Source organism: Micromonospora sp. NPDC048986 (assembly GCF_040649335.1).
Classification (GTDB): Bacteria; Actinomycetota; Actinomycetes; order Mycobacteriales; family Micromonosporaceae; genus Micromonospora; species Micromonospora alfalfae.
The window spans coordinates 10575-26927 of record NZ_JBEZFJ010000018.1; the positions used below are offsets into that span (position 1 = coordinate 10575).

Here is a 16353-nt window from a genome sequence, read left to right on the forward strand (position 1 = left end):
GCGGCACTTTAGCCCACCGGCAAGTTCTTGCGGGGCGCTCTGCAAGCCCTTCCATTACTTGCAACGTCTTGCTAACGTCCCCGCAACATGCGAGAGCAGCGGCGCAGGATCAATGCGCCGGATGGCAAGAACTTCCAGAGGTTCCCACTGGCGGGCCGCCCTTCCCCCGGCGACCCGCCACGACGACAGGAGCACCGATGCGCATCCGTACCGCGGGTGTGGTCGCCCTCTTCGCCCTGGCGCTCGCCGCCTCAGGCTGCGGTGGCGACAGCGACGAGCCGGCCGCGAAGGACACCCCCAAGGCCGCCGGCGGCAAACTGGTGATCTGGGCGGACGACAAGCGGACCGCCGCCCTCAAGCCGTTCGCCGAGAAGTTCGGCCAGGAGAACGGCGTCAGCGTCGAGGTCCAGGCCGTCCCGAACGAGGACCTCCAGAACAACTTCGTGACCGTATCGAGCCAGGGCGGCGGCCCGGACGTGGTGATCGGCGCGCACGACTGGATCGGCAACCTGGTCCAGAACGGTGCCATCGACCCGGTGCAGCTGTCCGACGAGCAGAAGGCCGCCTTCAACGAGACCGCCGTCAAGGCCGTCACGTTCAACGGCCAGCTCTACGGCGTGCCCTACGCCCAGGAGAACCTGGCGCTGATCCGCAACACCGAACTGGCCCCCGAGGCACCGAAGACGATCGAGGACCTGATCGCCACCGGCAAGCAGCTCAAGGCGCAGAAGAAGGTCACCGAGACGCTCTGCCTCCAGGTCGGCCAGAAGGGCGACGCCTACCACATCTACCCGCTGTACACCTCGGCCGGCGGCTACCTCTTCGGCACCACAGCGAACGGCGACTACGACCCGAAGGACCTGGGCGTGGGCAAGCCGGAGTCGATCGCCGCGTTCAAGAAGATCGCCGCGCTCGGCGAGAAGGGCGAGGGCGTGCTGAAGCGCTCGATCGCCGACACCAACTCGACAGCCACCTTCACCGGCAAGAAGTGCGCCTTCCTGGTCTCCGGGCCATGGGCCACCGCCGACGTGAAGAAGGCCGGCATCAAGTACGACGTCTCCGCCGTTCCCGGCTTCGCCGGCGGCAAGGCGGCCGCGCCATTCGTTGGCGTCCAGTCCTTCTACGTGGCGGCCAAGGGCAAGAACAAGGCTCTCGCCCAGGAGTTCGTCGCCAACCACGTCACCACGCCGGACCTGGCTGTGGCGCTCTACCAGGCCGACCCGCGTCCGCCGGCGCTGACCGCGGCGCTGGACCAGGTCAAGAGCACCGACCCGGACCTGGCCAAGTTCATCGAGGCCGGCAAGAACGGCCAGGTGCTCCCGGCCATCCCGGCGATGGCCGCGATCTGGGACCCGTTCGGCAAGGCCGAGGCGGCCGTCATCGGCGGCGCCGACCCGACCAGCACGGTTACCGCGGCCGGCAAGACGATCGCCGGTTCGATCAAGTAATGAGCACACCGCTGTCCGGCCCGGGGTCTGCCCAGCAGGCCCCGGGCCGGGGGCCCGTCCGCACCGGGTCCCCGCGCACCTCCCGTACCGCGCGGAACCACGCGCCGATCACCGCGGCCGGCCTCGCCGCGAAGGTGATCCTGCTCGGCCTGGTGGCCGGGATCGCGATCTGGGCGGCCTTCCCGCTCGTGGCGGCCGAGAAGTGGGTCGGGCTGGCGGTGCTGGCACTGACCACCGCCGCACTGTTCTATCTGTACCTGGGCCGCCGGCACGTCCCGGCGAAGTACCTCATCCCCGGCACGCTCTTCCTGATCGCCTTCCAGGTCGTACCGGTGCTCTACACCGCGAGCACGGCCTTCACCAACTTCGGCGACGGCCACCGCGGCAGCAAGGACGACGCGATCGTCGCGATCCAGAGCTCCTCGGTCAAGCAGGTCCCGGGGTCCACCCAGTACCCGTTGTCGGTCGCCACCACTGGCGACCCGGCCACCGGCGCCCTGGTCTTCCTGATCACCAAGCCAGGAACCGGCACGGTCTCCGTCGGCGACGCCGAAGGCCTGCGTCCGCTCGATCCCGGCGCGGCCACCGTCGGCCGCGGCGGAAAGGTCACCGCGGCCGACGGCTACACCGTGCTGAACTTCGGCCAGGCCAGCGCCCGCAGCAAGGACATCACGGACCTGGTGGTGCCGACCGCCGGAGGCGCGCTGCGCTCGTCCGGCCTGTCCCGGGCGTACGAGGGCAAGGCCGTCCGGGCGTACGACGCCGCTTGCGACTGCGTCAAGGACAGCGACAGTGGCAAGACCTGGACCGCGGACGGCGAGGTCGGCGCGTTCGTCGCCGCCGACGGCGAGCGGCTGGCCCAGGGTTGGAAGGTGAACGTCGGGCTGTCCAACTTCACCCGGGTGCTCACCGACGAGCGGATCTCCGGGCCGTTCCTCGGCACGCTGATCTGGAACTTCGCCTTCGCCATCGGCTCCACCGGCGGCACGTTCATCCTCGGCATGTTGATCGCCCTGGCGCTGCACTCGCCCCGGGTGCGGGGCACCAACCTCTACCGGATGTTGCTGATCCTGCCGTACGCGATGCCGTCCTTCGCGATGCTGTTGGTCTGGCGGGACATGTTCAACACCGACTTCGGGCTGATCAACAATCTGTTCGGGCTCGACGTCGACTGGTTCGGGCAGGACTGGTCTGCCCGCGCCGCGGTGATCCTGGTGCAGCTCTGGCTCGGCTACCCGTACATGTTCCTGGTGGCCACCGGCGCGCTACAGGCCATCCCACGGGAGTTGACGGAGGCCACCTCGGTCGACGGGGCGTCGCGCTGGCAGTCGTTCCGGGCGGTCACCCTGCCGCTGCTGCTGGTCGCGCTCTCGCCGCTACTGATCTCGTCCTTCGCGTTCAACTTCAACAACTTCAACGCGATCTACCTGACCACCGAGGGCGCGCCGTTCCCGGCGGACAACCCCAGCAACGGTGCCACCGACCTGCTGATCACCTACACCTACCGGCTGGCGTTCGGTGGCCAGGCCGCACAGTTCGGCTTCGCCGCTGCCATCTCGCTGTTCATCTTCGCCATCGTCGCGGTGGTGTCGGCGGTCAGCTTCCGGCGGACCCGCCAACAGGAGGAGGTGTACGCATGACCATGCTCACCGGCACCGCCGTCACGGGCGGCGCGAACGGCCCGGCGGCGGTCAACCGTAACGCGGGCGAGCGGAGGAAGCGATGGTTCGCCGAGGTCGGCTGGCGGCACCTGGTCGGCCTGCTCGGCGTGCTGTTCAGTCTCTTTCCGCTCGTGTTCGTCGTCTCGGCGGCGCTCAATCCGCTCGGCACCCTGTCGTCGACCGAGTTGGTGCCGACCGGCGGGGTGTCGGTGGAGAACTTCGGGAATCTGTTCGCGCGCACCGAGTTCGCTGACTGGTTCCTTAACTCGCTGCTCATCGCCGGCGGGGCCGCGTTCGCCTCGGTCTTTCTCTCCGCGCTCGCGGCGTACGCCTTCTCCCGGATGCGGTTCCAGGGGCGACGGGTGGGGTTGCTGTCACTGCTGTTGATCCAGATGTTCCCGCAGTTCCTGGCGATCGTTGCGATCTTCCTGATCTTCGGCACGATCACCGACCTGTGGCCGGCCATCGGCTTCAACACCCCGTGGGGTCTGTTGCTGCTCTACCTGGGTGGCGCGCTGGGCGTGAACACCTGGCTGATGAAGGGCTTCTTCGACACCCTGCCCCGCGAGCTGGACGAGTCGGCCACCGTGGACGGCGCCTCACACGCCCAGGTCTTCTTCCGGATCATGCTGCCGTTGGTGGCGCCGATCCTCGCGGTGACCGGGCTGCTCGCCTTCATCAACACCATCAACGAGTTCCTGATGGCGAGCGTGTTCCTCACCGACACGGACGCCAAGACCCTCGCGGTCGGCATGCGGGGCATGTTGCAGGGCGGCGAGCGGAACACCAACTTCGGCATCTTCGCGGCCGGCACCCTGTTGACAGCGATCCCGACGGTGCTGGTGTTCCAGTTCCTCCAGCGGTACATCGTCTCCGGGCTGACCTCGGGAGCCGTCAAGGGTTGAGGCGAATCGGCCGGTCAGCGGCCGAGTGATCGACTGATCCCGGTTCGTCGGCGGTTCCCTCTACTACGATCCGTCGTTCATAGGGAAGTATGGCGAGCGTGGAAGCTCTCAGACTCATCCTTCTCTACGTCCATCTGATCGGGTTCGCCCTGCTGCTCGGTGGCTCGATCGCCCAGTACGCCAGCGGTCGGCTGCGGATCAACCCGGCCATGCTGTGGGGCGCGGTCATCCAGCTGCTGACCGGGCTGGGCCTCTCCGCGCCGCTGCGCGACGGCGACGAGCCGGCACCGGCGAAACTTGTGACGAAGTTGGTGATCGCGCTGCTGATCTTCGTCATGGTCTTCTTCTCCCGGAAGCGGGACGTGGTCAACCGCGGTCATTTCCTCGCGATCGTCGGTCTGACCCTGGTCAACGCGGCGGTCGCGGTCTTTTGGCGGTAACGTCCGAGGAGGAAAACGCCTCCAGAAAACGGACGTTGCGGACGCCATGGCGCTCGGTTACCAGCACGAAGAGTGACTTGCCCCACGCAAGGGTTACACCCGGGTAACAGGCGCTCAACAGTCGTGCACGATTGTCGGCCGGTGGGTGGACGCGGGCGTACGCTCCCGTCCGTAACGTGGGACAGCCGGCGGCACACCCGCAGGTCGGCTGATGGGCTGCCACCGCACAAGGCGCGGTGTGCAATGGGAAGGAGACGTCTTGCGCTCGGTGCGTGGGATGCGGATCGCCTCGATCTTCGCGGTGGGTGGGCTCGCGCTCACCGCCGCCGCTTGTGGCGAGGCGCCCAAGGATGACAACAACGCCGGCAGTGGCGCCAAGAAGTTCAGCGCCTGCATGGTGACCGACGTTGGCGGCATCGACGACAAGTCGTTCAACGCTTCGGCCTGGAAGGGCCTGCAGGAGGCCAAGGCCGCCAACGACAACATCGACATCAAGTACGTCGCGTCGAAGGCCGAGGCCGACTACGAGCCGAACCTGACGCAGTTCGTCAACCAGAAGTGCGACTTCATCCTGGCGGTCGGTGGCCTGATGGCCAACGCCACCTCGAAGATCGCCAAGGCGAACCCGAACCAGGAGTTCGGCATCGTCGACGCGAACCCGGGTGACGCCAACGTCTACCCGATGCAGTTCGACACCGCCCAGGCCGCGTTCCAGGCCGGCTACCTGGCCGCCGGGATGAGCAAGAGCGGCAAGGTCGGCACCTACGGTGCTGTGCCGATCCCGCCGGTGACCATCTTCATGGACGGCTTCGTCGACGGTGTGAAGTACTTCAACACCACCAAGGGCAAGAACGTCCAGGCGCTGGGTTGGAACAAGGAGACCCAGAAGGGCTCCTTCTCCAACGCCTTCGACAAGCAGGACGAGGGTAAGAAGGTCTCCGACGCGCTGGTCGCCCAGGGCGCGGACATCATCATGCCGGTCGCCGGCGGCTCCGGCCTCGGCACCACCGCCGCGGCCAAGGCCTCGGGTGGCAAGTACAGCACCATCTGGGTGGACGTCGACGGCTGCGAGAGCACCCCGGACTGCGCGGCGATCATCACCACCGTGGTCAAGAACATCCCGGAGGCCGTCAAGGAGGCCGTGGTCAAGGCCGCCGCCGGTGACAAGCTGCCGGCCAACCCGGGCTTCGTCGGCACCCTGGCCAACAACGGTGTCTCGATCGCTCCGTACCACGACTTCGACAGCAAGGTTCCGGCCGAGCTGAAGGCCGAGGTCGACAAGATCAAGGCGGACATCGCCGCCGGCACCATCACCGTCACCTCGAAGGCCCAGCCGACCAAGTGACAACCGGCCAGCCGCTCCGGTGAGATCATCGGGAGGGCCGGCGGGGGACAGGTACGACCGATCGGCCGCTCCGGCTCTGCGGACACCCCGCGGGGTCGGAGCGGCCGATCGCGCACCACGGCGGCCGGTCCGGTCCGGCCGGTACGACGGCAGCTAGGCTGCACCATCGCTCGCACTCCAGGAGGTTGCGCTGAGACTCGAACTGCGCGGCATCACCAAGCGGTTCGGTGATCTGGTCGCCAACGATCACATCGACCTGACGGTGGAGCCTGGAGAGATTCACGCCCTCCTCGGCGAGAACGGCGCGGGCAAGTCGACACTGATGAACGTGCTCTACGGGCTCTACCAGCCCGACGAGGGCGAGATCCTTGTCGACGGCAAGCCGCTGAAGCTGAAGGGCCCGTCCGACGCGATCGGGGCCGGGATCGGGATGGTGCACCAGCACTTCATGCTGGTGCCGGTCTTCACCGTCACCGAGAACATCATGCTCGGCGCCGAGCAGATCAGGGGCGGCATCGCCGGCTTCCTGGACCGGCGGCGGGCCCGGCGCGAGGTCACCGAGGTGTCCGAGCGCTACAACCTGCGGGTCGACCCGGACGCGGTGATCGAGGACCTGCCGGTCGGCATCCAGCAACGCGTCGAGATCGTCAAGGCGCTCACCCGCGACGTCGACCTGCTCATCCTGGACGAGCCGACAGCGGTGCTCACCCCTCAGGAGACCGAGGAGCTGCTGACGGTCATGCGGTCGCTCAAGGCGGCCGGCAAGTCGATCGTCTTCATCACCCACAAGCTTGGCGAGGTCAAGGCCATCGCCGACCGGATCACCGTGATCCGACGCGGAAAGACCGTCGGCACCGCCTCGCCGGAGGCCAGCCGGGATGAGCTGGCCGCGTTGATGGTCGGGCGCAACGTCCGGCTCACAGTGGACAAGACCCCGGCCACGCCGGGCGACCCGGTGCTGGAGGTGGCCGGGCTGGTCGTCGACGACGACCGGCAGATCCGCGCGGTCGACGGCGTCGACCTGACAGTGCGCGCGGGCGAGGTGCTCGGCGTTGCGGGCGTACAGGGCAACGGTCAGACCGAGCTGATCGAGGCGATCATGGGCCTGCGCCCGGCGCTCGCCGGCACGATCAGCCTGACCGGTGACCGGATCAACGGCTGGAAGCCCAAGAGGGTGCTCCGGGCGGGCGTCGGTTACGTACCCGAGGACCGCAGCGTGGACGGCCTGATCAAGGAGTTCAGCGTCGCGGAGAACCTGGTGCTGGACATCTACGACCGGCCGCCGTTCGGTGCCGGGCTCGCGCTGAAGCCGGACGCGATCGCCGCCTCCGCCAAGGAGCGGATCGAGCAGTTCGACGTTCGTACCTCATCTGCCGACGCGGCGGTGGGCACCCTGTCCGGCGGCAACCAGCAGAAGGTGATCGTGGCCCGGGAGCTGTCCCGGCCGCTGAAGCTGCTCATCGCCGCCCAGCCGACCCGTGGTGTCGACGTCGGGTCGATCGAGTTCATCCACAGTCAGGTCATCCGTGAACGAGACATCGGCACCGCCGTTCTGGTGGTCTCCAGTGAACTCGACGAGGTGATCGGGTTGGCCGACCGGATCGCTGTGATGTACCGCGGCCGGATCATCGGCATCGTCGACCCGGACACCCCGCGTGAGGAGATCGGCCTGCTGATGGCCGGCATCAGCCCGGACGCGGCCCACGACGCCATCGCAGCACCCGCCGCCGACGAGCCTGGAGCGGCACCCGCCGCCGACCGCCCCGGCGTGGCAGATGGGAGCCCGGCGAACGACGCAGGCTCCGCGAGCGAGGACGAGGCATGACCAACCCCAACCCGCAGTCGGGCTCCCCGGACAAGGAGCCGGCGAGCGAGGCGCAGGCCGCGCAGAACGCGCTCGGCAACACCGAACGCGCCGAGGTGGCGACCGAGCCGGACCGCTCGGCGGCGAAGCCGGGCCCGGAGTCTGAGCCGAAGCCGAGCCTGGGCCGGTTGTTCCTGGACAACCTCTGGGCGGCCAACACGTTCACTGTGACGCTGTTGTCGTTGGTGCTGGCGATCGTGGTCGGCGCGGTGCTGATGATCATCTCTGATCCCGACGTGCTCTCGACCTACTCGTACATCACCTCGCGCCCGTCCGACGCGATCAACTCCAGCTGGACGCTCGTCAGCGAGGCGTACGCGAACCTGTTCAAGGGCTCGATCTTCGACCCCGAGGCGTTCTCCGGCTGGTTGGACGGCGCGAACGGCTGGCAGGCGGTGCTCGCGCCGATCTCGGAGACGCTGACCTACGCGGCGCCGCTGGTCTTCACCGGCCTGTCGGTGGCGCTGGCCTTCCGGGGCGGCCTGTTCAACATCGGCGCGCAGGGCCAGGCCACCATCGGTGTGATCATGGCGGCGCTGGCCGGCTTCCTGCTGCCCCTGCCACCCGGCCTGCACCTGCTGGTGGCGGTGCTGGCCGGCGCGCTGGGCGGAGCGATCTGGGGCTTCATCCCCGGCATCCTCAAGGCCCGTGCCGGCGCGCACGAGGTGATCAACACGATCATGCTCAACTACGTCGCCACGTACTTCCTCACCTGGTTGATCGTGCAGAACGGCGTGCAGGACCCGAACCGCACCGACGCGATCAGCAAGGCGGTCGACACCTCCGCCCAGCTGCCCCGACTGCTCGGCGACAACCTGCGGGTGCACGCCGGCATCCTGCTCGCCGTGCTGGCCACCTGGGCGGTCGCCTGGCTGCTCAACCGTTCCACGCTCGGCTTCGAGCTGCGCGCGGTCGGCGCGAACCCGGACGCCGCCCGGACCGCAGGCATCAGCGTCACCCGGACGTACATCCTGATCATGGTCTTCGCCGGAATCCTGGCCGGCCTCGGCGGCTCGAACATGGTGCTCGGCTCCACCGCCAGCGCGTTGACCCCGCTGGTGGTCGCGCAGATCGGCTTCGACGGCATCCTGGTTGCGCTGCTCGGGCGGGTGAAGCCCTGGGGGGTGCTGCTGGCCGCGCTGTTGTTCGGCGCGCTTCAGGCCGGTGGTAACCGGATGCAGTCGTACTCCGGGATCTCGCTGGAGCTGGTGACGGTGCTCCAGGCGTTGATCGTCATCTTCATCGCCGCACCGGCCCTGGTGAAGGCGATCTTCCAGCTCCGGGCCGCGCGCGCCGCCCGGTTGCAGACGAGCCTGGCGAAGGGCTGGTAACTCATGTCCACCATGGCTGTCCCCGACATCGCTGTCGCCCCGGTCGACGAGGGCTTCTGGACCCGCAGCCGGAAGGTCGGTCTCACGCTGCTGGCGCTCGGCCTGCTGTCAGCGGTGCTCTTCGGCGCGCTCGCCACCGACCAGAAGGCCCGGTTCACGCTCAGCGACGACGCGGCCGGCGCCGCACTGGAGATCAACGGCACGATCGGGGCGATCCTGTTCGGGATCATCACGGTCGCCGCCGGCGCGGCGCTGCTCGCCGGGGTGCCGAAGCGGTGGTTCCTTCCCGTGCTCGGCGTCGGGCTGGTCGCCTTCGTGCTGTCGTTCCTCTGCTGGCAGGTCTCCGCCGCCCCGACCGGGCAGAACTTCATGCCGTTGGTCAACATCATCCGGGGCACGTTCATCCTGGCCCTGCCGCTGATCTTCGGCGCGCTCGCCGGGGTGCTCTGCGAGCGGTCCGGCGTGGTCAACGTGGCCATCGAGGGCCAACTGCTGATGGGTGCGTTCAGCGGCGCGCTGTTCGGCAGCATCTCCGGCAGCGTCTGGGTGGGCCTGGTCGCCGCGGCTATCGGTGGGGCGTTCATCTCGCTGCTGCTGGCCGTCTTCGCCATCCGCTACCTGGTCGACCAGGTCGTCATGGGCATCGTGCTGAACCTGCTGGCCGTCGGCGTCACCGGCTTCCTCTACGAGCGGCTGATGCAGACCGACGCCGCGAAGTACAACAGCGCGCCCCGCTTCAGCAACTGGGAGATCCCGCTGCTGAAGGACATCCCGGTGCTCGGGCCGGCGTTGTTCCGCGGCAACATCTTCCTCTACCTCGGGCTGCTCCTGGTCCTGGTGATCCACATCGGGCTGTTCCGCACCCGGTGGGGGCTGCGGACCCGCTCGGTCGGCGAGCACCCGATCGCCGCGGACACGCTCGGCGTCAAGGTGCTGCGGGTCCGCTACCGCAACGTGCTGCTGGCCGGTGTGGTCGCCGGCATCGGCGGCGCGTCCTACACGCTGGCGCTCTACTCGTTCACCAAGAACATGATCGGCGGTAAGGGCTTCATCGCCCTGGCCGCGCTGATCTTCGGCCGGTGGAACCCGACCGGCGCGCTGCTCGCCGCGCTCTTCTTCGGCTTCGCCGACCAGCTCGCCACCTACCTGGGGGCGATCAACAGCGTCATCCCCAGCCAGTTCCTGGCCATGCTGCCGTACCTGGCGACAATCCTGGCGGTCGCCGGGCTGGTCGGCCGGGTCCGGGCACCGGCCGCCGACGGCAAGCCGTACATCAAGGGCTGACGACCATCACCACAGACCGCTGCGCGCCGGGCCGGGGAGCGGCCCTGCCCGCCTCTGACCTGGGCTACTTCGGCAGAATGATGGCATGACCAACATTGACTGGGCGCAGTTGCGCGCCGCCGCCACCGACGCGATGAGGCACGCGTATGCGCCGTACTCGACGTTCCCGGTCGGCGCGGCCGCGCTGGTCGACGACGGCCGTGTGGTGGTCGGCTGCAACGTCGAGAACGCCGCGTACGGGGTGACGCTCTGCGCCGAGTGCGGGGTCGTGTCCAGCCTGCACGCCACCGGTGGGGGCCGGATCGTCGCGCTCTCCTGCGTCGACGCGACCGGCGAGCCGTTGATGCCGTGCGGCCGCTGCCGGCAGCTGCTCTGGGAGCACGGCGGGCCGGAGTGCCTGATCGAGAGCAAGACCCGGCCACTGCGGATGGCCGAGCTGCTGCCGCACGCCTTCGGCGTGGAGGACCTGGAAGCCGTCACCGGTGAGACACCGGTGCCGGTGGTCCCGGAGCGGCTCGCCGCCTGGCGCGGGCGCGGCACCGTCTTCGTGCACCCGGACATCTCCGCTGGTCAGCAGGTCTGGACGGCGTACTGGGAGCGGTCGGCCGGCGACGACGTCGGCGCCGAAACCGGGGTGCTGGAGGAGGCGCCGAGCTGGGACGACCCGGCCGAGGCGATCACCTGGGGCCTGGCCCGGACGCCCCGGGTGGTAGTGGTGGACGCCACCGGCACCATCTTCTGGGCTGGTGAGGGTGAGCCGCCTGCGGAGATCCCGGTGCGCTGGTCTTGAGTGGCCCCGGCCCTGACGTGGTCACGGGCCGTGGAACGGGATCTGCAACAGACGAGGGAAGATCTTCTGATGAGTTTTGCTGCTGTTGACGTTATTCGGGTGAAGCGGGACGGCGGGGTGCTGTCGGACGCGCAGATCGACTGGGTGGTCGACGCGTACACCCGGGGGGTTGTCGCCGACGAGCAGATGTCCGCCCTGGCGATGGCGATCCTGCTCAACGGCATGACCGGGCCGGAGATCGCCCGGTGGACCGCCGCGATGATCGCCAGCGGTGAGCGGTTGGACCTGTCGGCGGTGCGCCGGCCGACTGTCGACAAGCACTCGACCGGCGGCGTCGGCGACAAGATCACTCTGCCGCTCACCCCGCTGGTGGCGGCGTGTGGCGCGGCCGTGCCGCAGCTCAGCGGCCGGGGTCTCGGGCACACCGGCGGCACGCTTGACAAGTTGGAGTCCATCCCGGGCTGGCGGGCCACTGTGAGCAATGACGAGTTCATCGCCCAACTGGACGAGGTCGGTGCGGTGATCTGCGCGGCCGGCACCGGGCTCGCCCCCGCCGACCGCAAGCTGTACGCGTTGCGCGACGTGACCGGCACTGTGGAGGCGATCCCGCTGATCGCCAGCTCGATCATGAGCAAGAAGATCGCCGAGGGCACCGGGGCGCTGGTCCTCGACGTCAAGGTCGGCTCGGGCGCCTTCATGAAGTCTGTCGAGCAGGCCCGTGAGTTGGCGCGCACCATGGTCGAGCTGGGCGGTGCACACGGGGTGCGGACGGTCGCCCTGCTCACCGACATGTCCACCCCGCTCGGCCTGGCGATCGGCAACGCGGTCGAAGTGACCGAGTCGGTCGAGGTGCTGGCCGGTGGTGGACCTGCCGACGTGGTGGAGCTGACCCTCGCACTGGCCCGGGAGATGCTCGACGCCGCCGGTCTGCCGGACGCCGATCCGGCTGCCGCGCTGCGCGACGGGCGGGCCATGGACTCCTGGGGGGCGATGATCCGGGCGCAGGGCGGCGACCCGGACGCGCCGATGCCAACGGCCGCCGAGGTGGAGGTGGTCCGCGCCGAGCGGGACGGTTACGTCGCGGCCGTCGACGCGTACGCGATGGGGGTTGCGGCGTGGCGGCTCGGCGCGGGTCGGGCGCGCAAGGAGGACCCGGTCAGCGTGCCGGCCGGCGTGGTGTTGCACAAACGGCCGGGTGACGAGGTGCGGGCCGGTGACGCGCTCTACGAGCTGCGTGCCGACGACGCGACGCGGATTCCGGCCGCGCGGACCGAGGCCGCCACCGCGGTGCGGATCGCGCCGACGGCCCCGGCGGCGACGTCGTTGGTCATCGAACGCATCGGCTGACCGATCCAGCGTCGCCCTGGCGTGGTGCCGGTCACCTGGGAGCGCTATTGTCGCAGGCCAAGGGGGGACAACCGGCCTTGCGCCGGCGCGAGCAGACAGGAAGATCCGCCGTGACCGTTGCTGCCCCCGACCCACGTGAGGTGCGCGAGGCGAGCCTGGACGAGCTGTCCCGGCTCGGCCTGCCGTTACCGCCGGCCCAGTTCCCCCTCGTCTGGGAGCCGGGTGATCAGATCGACCTGCGTCCGACAGGGGAGATCGAGGCGCGGATCGCGGTGCTGCACCTGATCCTGGCCCGCTGTTTCGGGATGCCACCGCAGGCGGCGATGAGCTGGCTGCTCGGCTCGCACCTGGTCGACATGGTCACCCCACCGGAGTGGCAGTTCGTGATGGGCGGCAAGGGCGACCACCGGTCGTTCGTGCTGCACCACGACGCGCTCTTCGCGCTGGCCTGGGTGCTCGGGCTGAGCAAACAGCTCGACCCGACGCTGGCCGTCGACGAACGGCTGGTCGAGCGGCTGCCGCACATCGCCGAGGGGGAGACCTTCCCGCACTGGCGCTCCCGGATCCTCACGGCGCCGCAGCACCCGGCGGACGCGGCCGCCCTGCTCGACCTGCACTACTGCCTCGACTGGGCGTACCTGGAGACCGAGCGTGGTGGCCGGCGGGCACCAGGCCTTGTCGACGCGAACGCGATCGGGCAGCGGCGTTGGGCGTTGGAGTGGGCGGTGATCCTGCGCGGGCCGTACCACGACGAGCCGCCCGGCTGGGAAGAGGTCGACCTCTCCACCTGAGCTCAGCGAGGTCGCAGGACGTCGAGCCGGACCGCCACGGTGACCCGGACCGGTTCGGGCAGCGCGGCCAGCCGGGTGGTGAGCGCGGCCGGGTCGGTGTGCCAGGCGCTGGGGCCCATCCCGACCAGTGTGGCGACCTCCGGCCGGGTCAGTGCCAGCTCGGCCCGGTGCACTGCCGAGCTGACGAGCGTGAATTGCCCGCCCAGGCTGGCGGCCACCCGGTCGGCCTTGTCCGGGTCCACCCGCAGCAGGTCGAGGGCGTCCACCAACTCGGCGAGGTGGTCGGTGTCGGGCGTGACCACCAGCAACGCGCCGGCCGGGTCGAGCACCCGGTGGAACTCCGGGCCGTTGCGCGGGGCGAAGACGTTCAGCAGCACGTCGGTCGAGGCGTCGGCGAGCGGCAGTCGCTGCCAGGTGTCGGCGAGCGCGGCGGCGGCCCGGGGATGCGCGCGGGCCGCGCGGCGCAGCGCCGGCTTGGACACGTCCAGGGCCAGACCCACGGCGTCCGGCAGCGCGGCCAGCACCGCGCCGAGGTACCGGCCGGTGCCGGCGCCGGCATCCACCACCAGGGGGTACGCCCCGAAGTCGGGTGTCGGCGGCTCGACCCGTACCTCTGCTGTTGTGTCCTTTGCTCTGCACCCCTCGAGGCGACGGCTCGGCCGGGAGCCCGTCGCCTCGGCGGGTGCAGAGCAAAGGGTGGGCGGAGTAGGTGCTGGGTGCGGGGCGTTAGTCGCGCCGAGACGGCCGACAGCGTCCGTCGCGGCGGCGGCGAGGGCGGCCGAGATGACGTCGTAGTGCCCGGCGGCGAGGAAGTCCGCCCGGGCGGCCACCATCTCGGCGGTGTCGCCGGAGTGCGGGGCGCGGCCGGCGAGCAGGTTGACGTACCCCTGGCGGGCGATGTCGAAGCTGTGCCGGCGCGGGCAGCGCAGTGCCCTGGCGGTGCCGGCTGTCGCCTCGGCGAGTGGCTCGGCGCAGACCGGGCAGCGCAGTCGGTAGAGGATGCGGGAGTCCACGTCAGACCTCCGGGTCGTGCCGTGGCTGGGGCGCCCGCCCGCCGAGGCGGTCGACGACCCGGTGGGTGAGAGCGCCGAGGGCGTCGACCTCTGCGGGGGTGAGCAGGTCGATCAGGTGCCGGCGGACGGCGGCCACGTGACCGGGGGCGGCGGACTCGATGGCCTGCCGCCCGGCCGGGCTGAGGACGACGACCGACCCCCGGGCGTCGTCGGCGCACTCCTCGCGGGTCACCAGGCCGCGCTGCTGCATCCGGGTCAGGTGGTGGGAGAGCCGGCTGCGCGACCAGAGCATGCGGTCTGCCAACTCCCGCAGGCGCAGCCGCCCCTGCGGTGTCTCGGAGAGGTCGGACAGCACGTCGTAGTCGGCCTCGGAGAGGCCGGCGTCCTGGGTCAGCTCCCGGGCCAGCTCCAGGTCGAGCAGGAGACGCATCCGGCGGTAGCCGCGCCAGGCGCGCTCCTCCCGTTCGTCGAGCCACCGGGGTGCTTCCACAGGTCGAGTCTAGCGCTTTCGTTGACATGTCATCGACTTGCCCCTAGATTCGATGACATGTCAACCAATTCTCTCCAGCGGCGGAGCGCGCCGACCGCCGCGGCGGCGGACCGACTGTGGGAGCTTTTCGGTCAGCGGGGGCGCGGGGTGCTTGTCACAGTGCGCCGGGACGGGCGGCCCCAGCTGTCCAACCTCGACTACCTGGCCGAGCCGGGGTTGCTCCGCTGCTCCACCACCGGCAACCGGGCGAAGGTGCGCAACCTGCGCCGCGATCCCCGGGCCAGCTTCCACGTCACCACGCCGGACGGCGGCGCGTACGCGGTAGCGGAGGGGGCCGTGACGCTCAGCGAGCCGGCCATGGCCACCACCGACCAGACGGTCGACGAACTGGTCGAGGTCTACCGCCGGATTCGCGGCGACCACCCGGACTGGGCGGACTACCGGGCCGCCATGGTCGCTGACGGACGGCTCGTGATCCGCCTCGACGTGCACCGGGTGTACGGCTGGCGACCGTGACGCCCGGCCGGTCCCGTACCGGTCCGCCCAGGCCGCTGACTAGGGTCTGAGCATGGTCGCAACTATCCGGTACGAGGACATCGTCAAGGTCCCGAAGGCGCTGCTGCACGACCACCTCGACGGCGGGCTGCGGCCGGCGACGATCGTCGACCTGGCCGCCGAGGTGGGCCACGAGCTGCCCACCACCGACCCGGAGGCGCTCGGACGCTGGTTCGCTGACGCGGCGGACTCCGGTTCCCTGGAGCGCTACCTCGAAACGTTCGCGCACACCGTGGCGGTCATGCAGACCGCGCCCGCGCTGCGTCGGGTGGCCCGCGAGTGCGCCCTGGACCTGGCCGCCGACGGCGTGGTCTACGCCGAGGTGCGGTTCGCCCCGGAGCAGCACCTGGAACGGGACCTCAGCCTGGACGAGGTGGTCGAGGCGGTGCTGGCCGGGTTCGCCGAGGGCACCGCCCAGGCTGTCGAGGCGGGCCTGACCATCAGGGTGGGCACGCTACTCACCGCGATGCGGCACGCCGCCCGTTCCCAGGAGATCGCCGAGCTGGCCGTCCGGCACCGGGACGCCGGAGTGGTCGGCTTCGACATCGCGGGCGCCGAGGCGGGCTTTCCGCCCACCCGGCACCTGGACGCCTTCGAGTACCTGCAACGGGAGAACTTCCACTTCACCATCCACGCCGGCGAAGCGTTCGGCCTGCCGTCGATCTGGCAGGCGATCCAGTGGTGCGGGGCGGACCGGCTCGGCCACGGGGTGCGGATCGTCGACGACATCGCACCCGACGGCTCGCTCGGCCGGCTGGCCGCGTACGTCCGGGACAAGCGGATCCCCCTGGAACTGTGCCCCTCGTCGAACGTGCAGACCGGTGCGGTGGGCTCCATCGCGGACCACCCGATCGGCCTGCTGCGGGACCTGCGTTTCCGGGTGACGGTCAACACCGACAACCGGCTGATGAGCGGCACCTCGATGTCGCGGGAGATGTCGCTGCTGGTGGAGACGTTCGGCTACGGCTGGAAAGAGTTGCAGTGGTTCACCATCAACGCGATGAAGAGCGCCTTCATCCCGTTCGACGAGCGGCTGCGGATCATCGACGACGTGATCAAGCCGGCGTACGCGAAGTTGCTGGCCTGAGC

Annotated in this window: 15 protein-coding genes; 13 read left to right on the forward strand and 2 right to left on the reverse strand. The window is 69.8% G+C overall.

Going from position 1 to position 16353, the window contains the following annotated elements; all coding sequences use genetic code 11:
- Window positions 1-197: 197 nt before the first annotated feature.
- The 11 genes from AB0B94_RS29170 (at window position 198) to AB0B94_RS29220 (ending at window position 13206) form a co-directional block, all read left to right on the forward strand.
- Window positions 198-1448: a maltose ABC transporter substrate-binding protein gene (locus AB0B94_RS29170; protein WP_357287669.1), complete on the forward strand. Its 1251-nt coding sequence runs from the start codon at window positions 198-200 to the stop codon at window positions 1446-1448.
- The gene (locus tag AB0B94_RS29175; RefSeq protein ID WP_357287672.1) at window positions 1448-3088 is read left to right on the forward strand and encodes an ABC transporter permease subunit; all 1641 of its coding nucleotides are present in this window, start codon (window positions 1448-1450) and stop codon (window positions 3086-3088) included. The genes AB0B94_RS29170 and AB0B94_RS29175 overlap by 1 nt, the downstream gene beginning before the upstream one ends.
- Window positions 3085-4014, forward strand: a complete 930-nt coding sequence (locus AB0B94_RS29180; RefSeq protein ID WP_357287675.1) for a sugar ABC transporter permease — start codon at window positions 3085-3087, stop codon at window positions 4012-4014. Before AB0B94_RS29175 ends, AB0B94_RS29180 begins: the two co-directional genes overlap by 4 nt.
- Window positions 4015-4112: 98 nt before the next feature.
- Entirely contained in the window at window positions 4113-4454 is a 342-nt protein-coding gene (locus AB0B94_RS29185) for a hypothetical protein (protein WP_091397247.1), read from the forward strand.
- A 277-nt stretch (window positions 4455-4731) separates the two neighbouring features.
- Entirely contained in the window at window positions 4732-5799 is a 1068-nt protein-coding gene (locus tag AB0B94_RS29190) for a BMP family ABC transporter substrate-binding protein (protein WP_238671365.1), read from the forward strand.
- A 250-nt stretch (window positions 5800-6049) separates the two neighbouring features.
- The gene (locus tag AB0B94_RS29195; RefSeq protein WP_357287937.1) at window positions 6050-7624 is read left to right on the forward strand and encodes an ABC transporter ATP-binding protein; all 1575 of its coding nucleotides are present in this window, start codon (window positions 6050-6052) and stop codon (window positions 7622-7624) included.
- A complete protein-coding gene (locus tag AB0B94_RS29200) occupies window positions 7621-8994 on the forward strand; it encodes an ABC transporter permease (protein WP_357287680.1) in 1374 nt (457 codons plus the stop codon). Before AB0B94_RS29195 ends, AB0B94_RS29200 begins: the two co-directional genes overlap by 4 nt.
- Window positions 8995-8997: 3 nt before the next feature.
- Entirely contained in the window at window positions 8998-10278 is a 1281-nt protein-coding gene (locus tag AB0B94_RS29205; RefSeq protein ID WP_357287685.1) for an ABC transporter permease, read from the forward strand.
- An 85-nt stretch (window positions 10279-10363) separates the two neighbouring features.
- On the forward strand, window positions 10364-11068 hold the full coding sequence (locus tag AB0B94_RS29210) for a cytidine deaminase (RefSeq protein WP_357287688.1): 705 nt from the start codon (window positions 10364-10366) through the stop codon (window positions 11066-11068).
- Window positions 11069-11134: 66 nt separating this feature from the next.
- Window positions 11135-12415, forward strand: a complete 1281-nt coding sequence (locus AB0B94_RS29215) for a thymidine phosphorylase (protein WP_357287940.1) — start codon at window positions 11135-11137, stop codon at window positions 12413-12415.
- A gap of 110 nt (window positions 12416-12525) precedes the next feature.
- A complete protein-coding gene (locus AB0B94_RS29220) occupies window positions 12526-13206 on the forward strand; it encodes a DUF4272 domain-containing protein (RefSeq protein WP_091394559.1) in 681 nt (226 codons plus the stop codon).
- Between the two features lie 2 nt (window positions 13207-13208).
- Here AB0B94_RS29220 and AB0B94_RS29225 read toward each other — a convergent pair whose 3' ends face one another.
- Window positions 13209-14219, reverse strand: a complete 1011-nt coding sequence (locus AB0B94_RS29225) for a putative RNA methyltransferase (RefSeq protein ID WP_357287693.1) — start codon at window positions 14217-14219, stop codon at window positions 13209-13211.
- A 1-nt stretch (window position 14220) separates the two neighbouring features.
- Window positions 14221-14709 carry a MarR family transcriptional regulator gene (locus AB0B94_RS29230; RefSeq protein ID WP_357287696.1) on the reverse strand — a complete coding sequence of 163 codons (489 nt, stop codon included), beginning with the start codon at window positions 14707-14709 and terminating at the stop codon, window positions 14221-14223.
- A gap of 57 nt (window positions 14710-14766) precedes the next feature.
- Between AB0B94_RS29230 and AB0B94_RS29235 the strand changes: the two genes are divergently transcribed.
- Together AB0B94_RS29235 and AB0B94_RS29240 are read left to right on the forward strand one after the other, a co-directional pair.
- Complete coding sequence (locus AB0B94_RS29235) at window positions 14767-15225, forward strand: PPOX class F420-dependent oxidoreductase (RefSeq protein ID WP_357287699.1); 459 nt, start codon at window positions 14767-14769, stop codon at window positions 15223-15225.
- A 52-nt stretch (window positions 15226-15277) separates the two neighbouring features.
- Entirely contained in the window at window positions 15278-16351 is a 1074-nt protein-coding gene (locus tag AB0B94_RS29240) for an adenosine deaminase (protein WP_238671138.1), read from the forward strand.
- Window positions 16352-16353 lie beyond the last annotated feature (2 nt).

Excerpts from the sequence above, each read along its gene's own strand:
- AB0B94_RS29170 (WP_357287669.1), top strand. The coding sequence starts at position 198 with ATGCGCATCCGTACCGCGGGTGTGGTCGCCCTCTTCGCCCTGGCGCTC.
- AB0B94_RS29190 (WP_238671365.1), top strand. The coding sequence starts at position 4,732 with ATGCGGATCGCCTCGATCTTCGCGGTGGGTGGGCTCGCGCTCACCGCC.
- AB0B94_RS29210 (WP_357287688.1), top strand. The coding sequence starts at position 10,364 with ATGACCAACATTGACTGGGCGCAGTTGCGCGCCGCCGCCACCGACGCG.
- AB0B94_RS29205 (WP_357287685.1), top strand. The coding sequence starts at position 8,998 with ATGTCCACCATGGCTGTCCCCGACATCGCTGTCGCCCCGGTCGACGAG.
- AB0B94_RS29180 (WP_357287675.1), top strand. The coding sequence starts at position 3,085 with ATGACCATGCTCACCGGCACCGCCGTCACGGGCGGCGCGAACGGCCCG.
- AB0B94_RS29240 (WP_238671138.1), top strand. The coding sequence starts at position 15,278 with ATGGTCGCAACTATCCGGTACGAGGACATCGTCAAGGTCCCGAAGGCG.
- AB0B94_RS29175 (WP_357287672.1), top strand. The coding sequence starts at position 1,448 with ATGAGCACACCGCTGTCCGGCCCGGGGTCTGCCCAGCAGGCCCCGGGC.
- AB0B94_RS29200 (WP_357287680.1), top strand. The coding sequence starts at position 7,621 with ATGACCAACCCCAACCCGCAGTCGGGCTCCCCGGACAAGGAGCCGGCG.
- AB0B94_RS29235 (WP_357287699.1), top strand. The coding sequence starts at position 14,767 with ATGTCAACCAATTCTCTCCAGCGGCGGAGCGCGCCGACCGCCGCGGCG.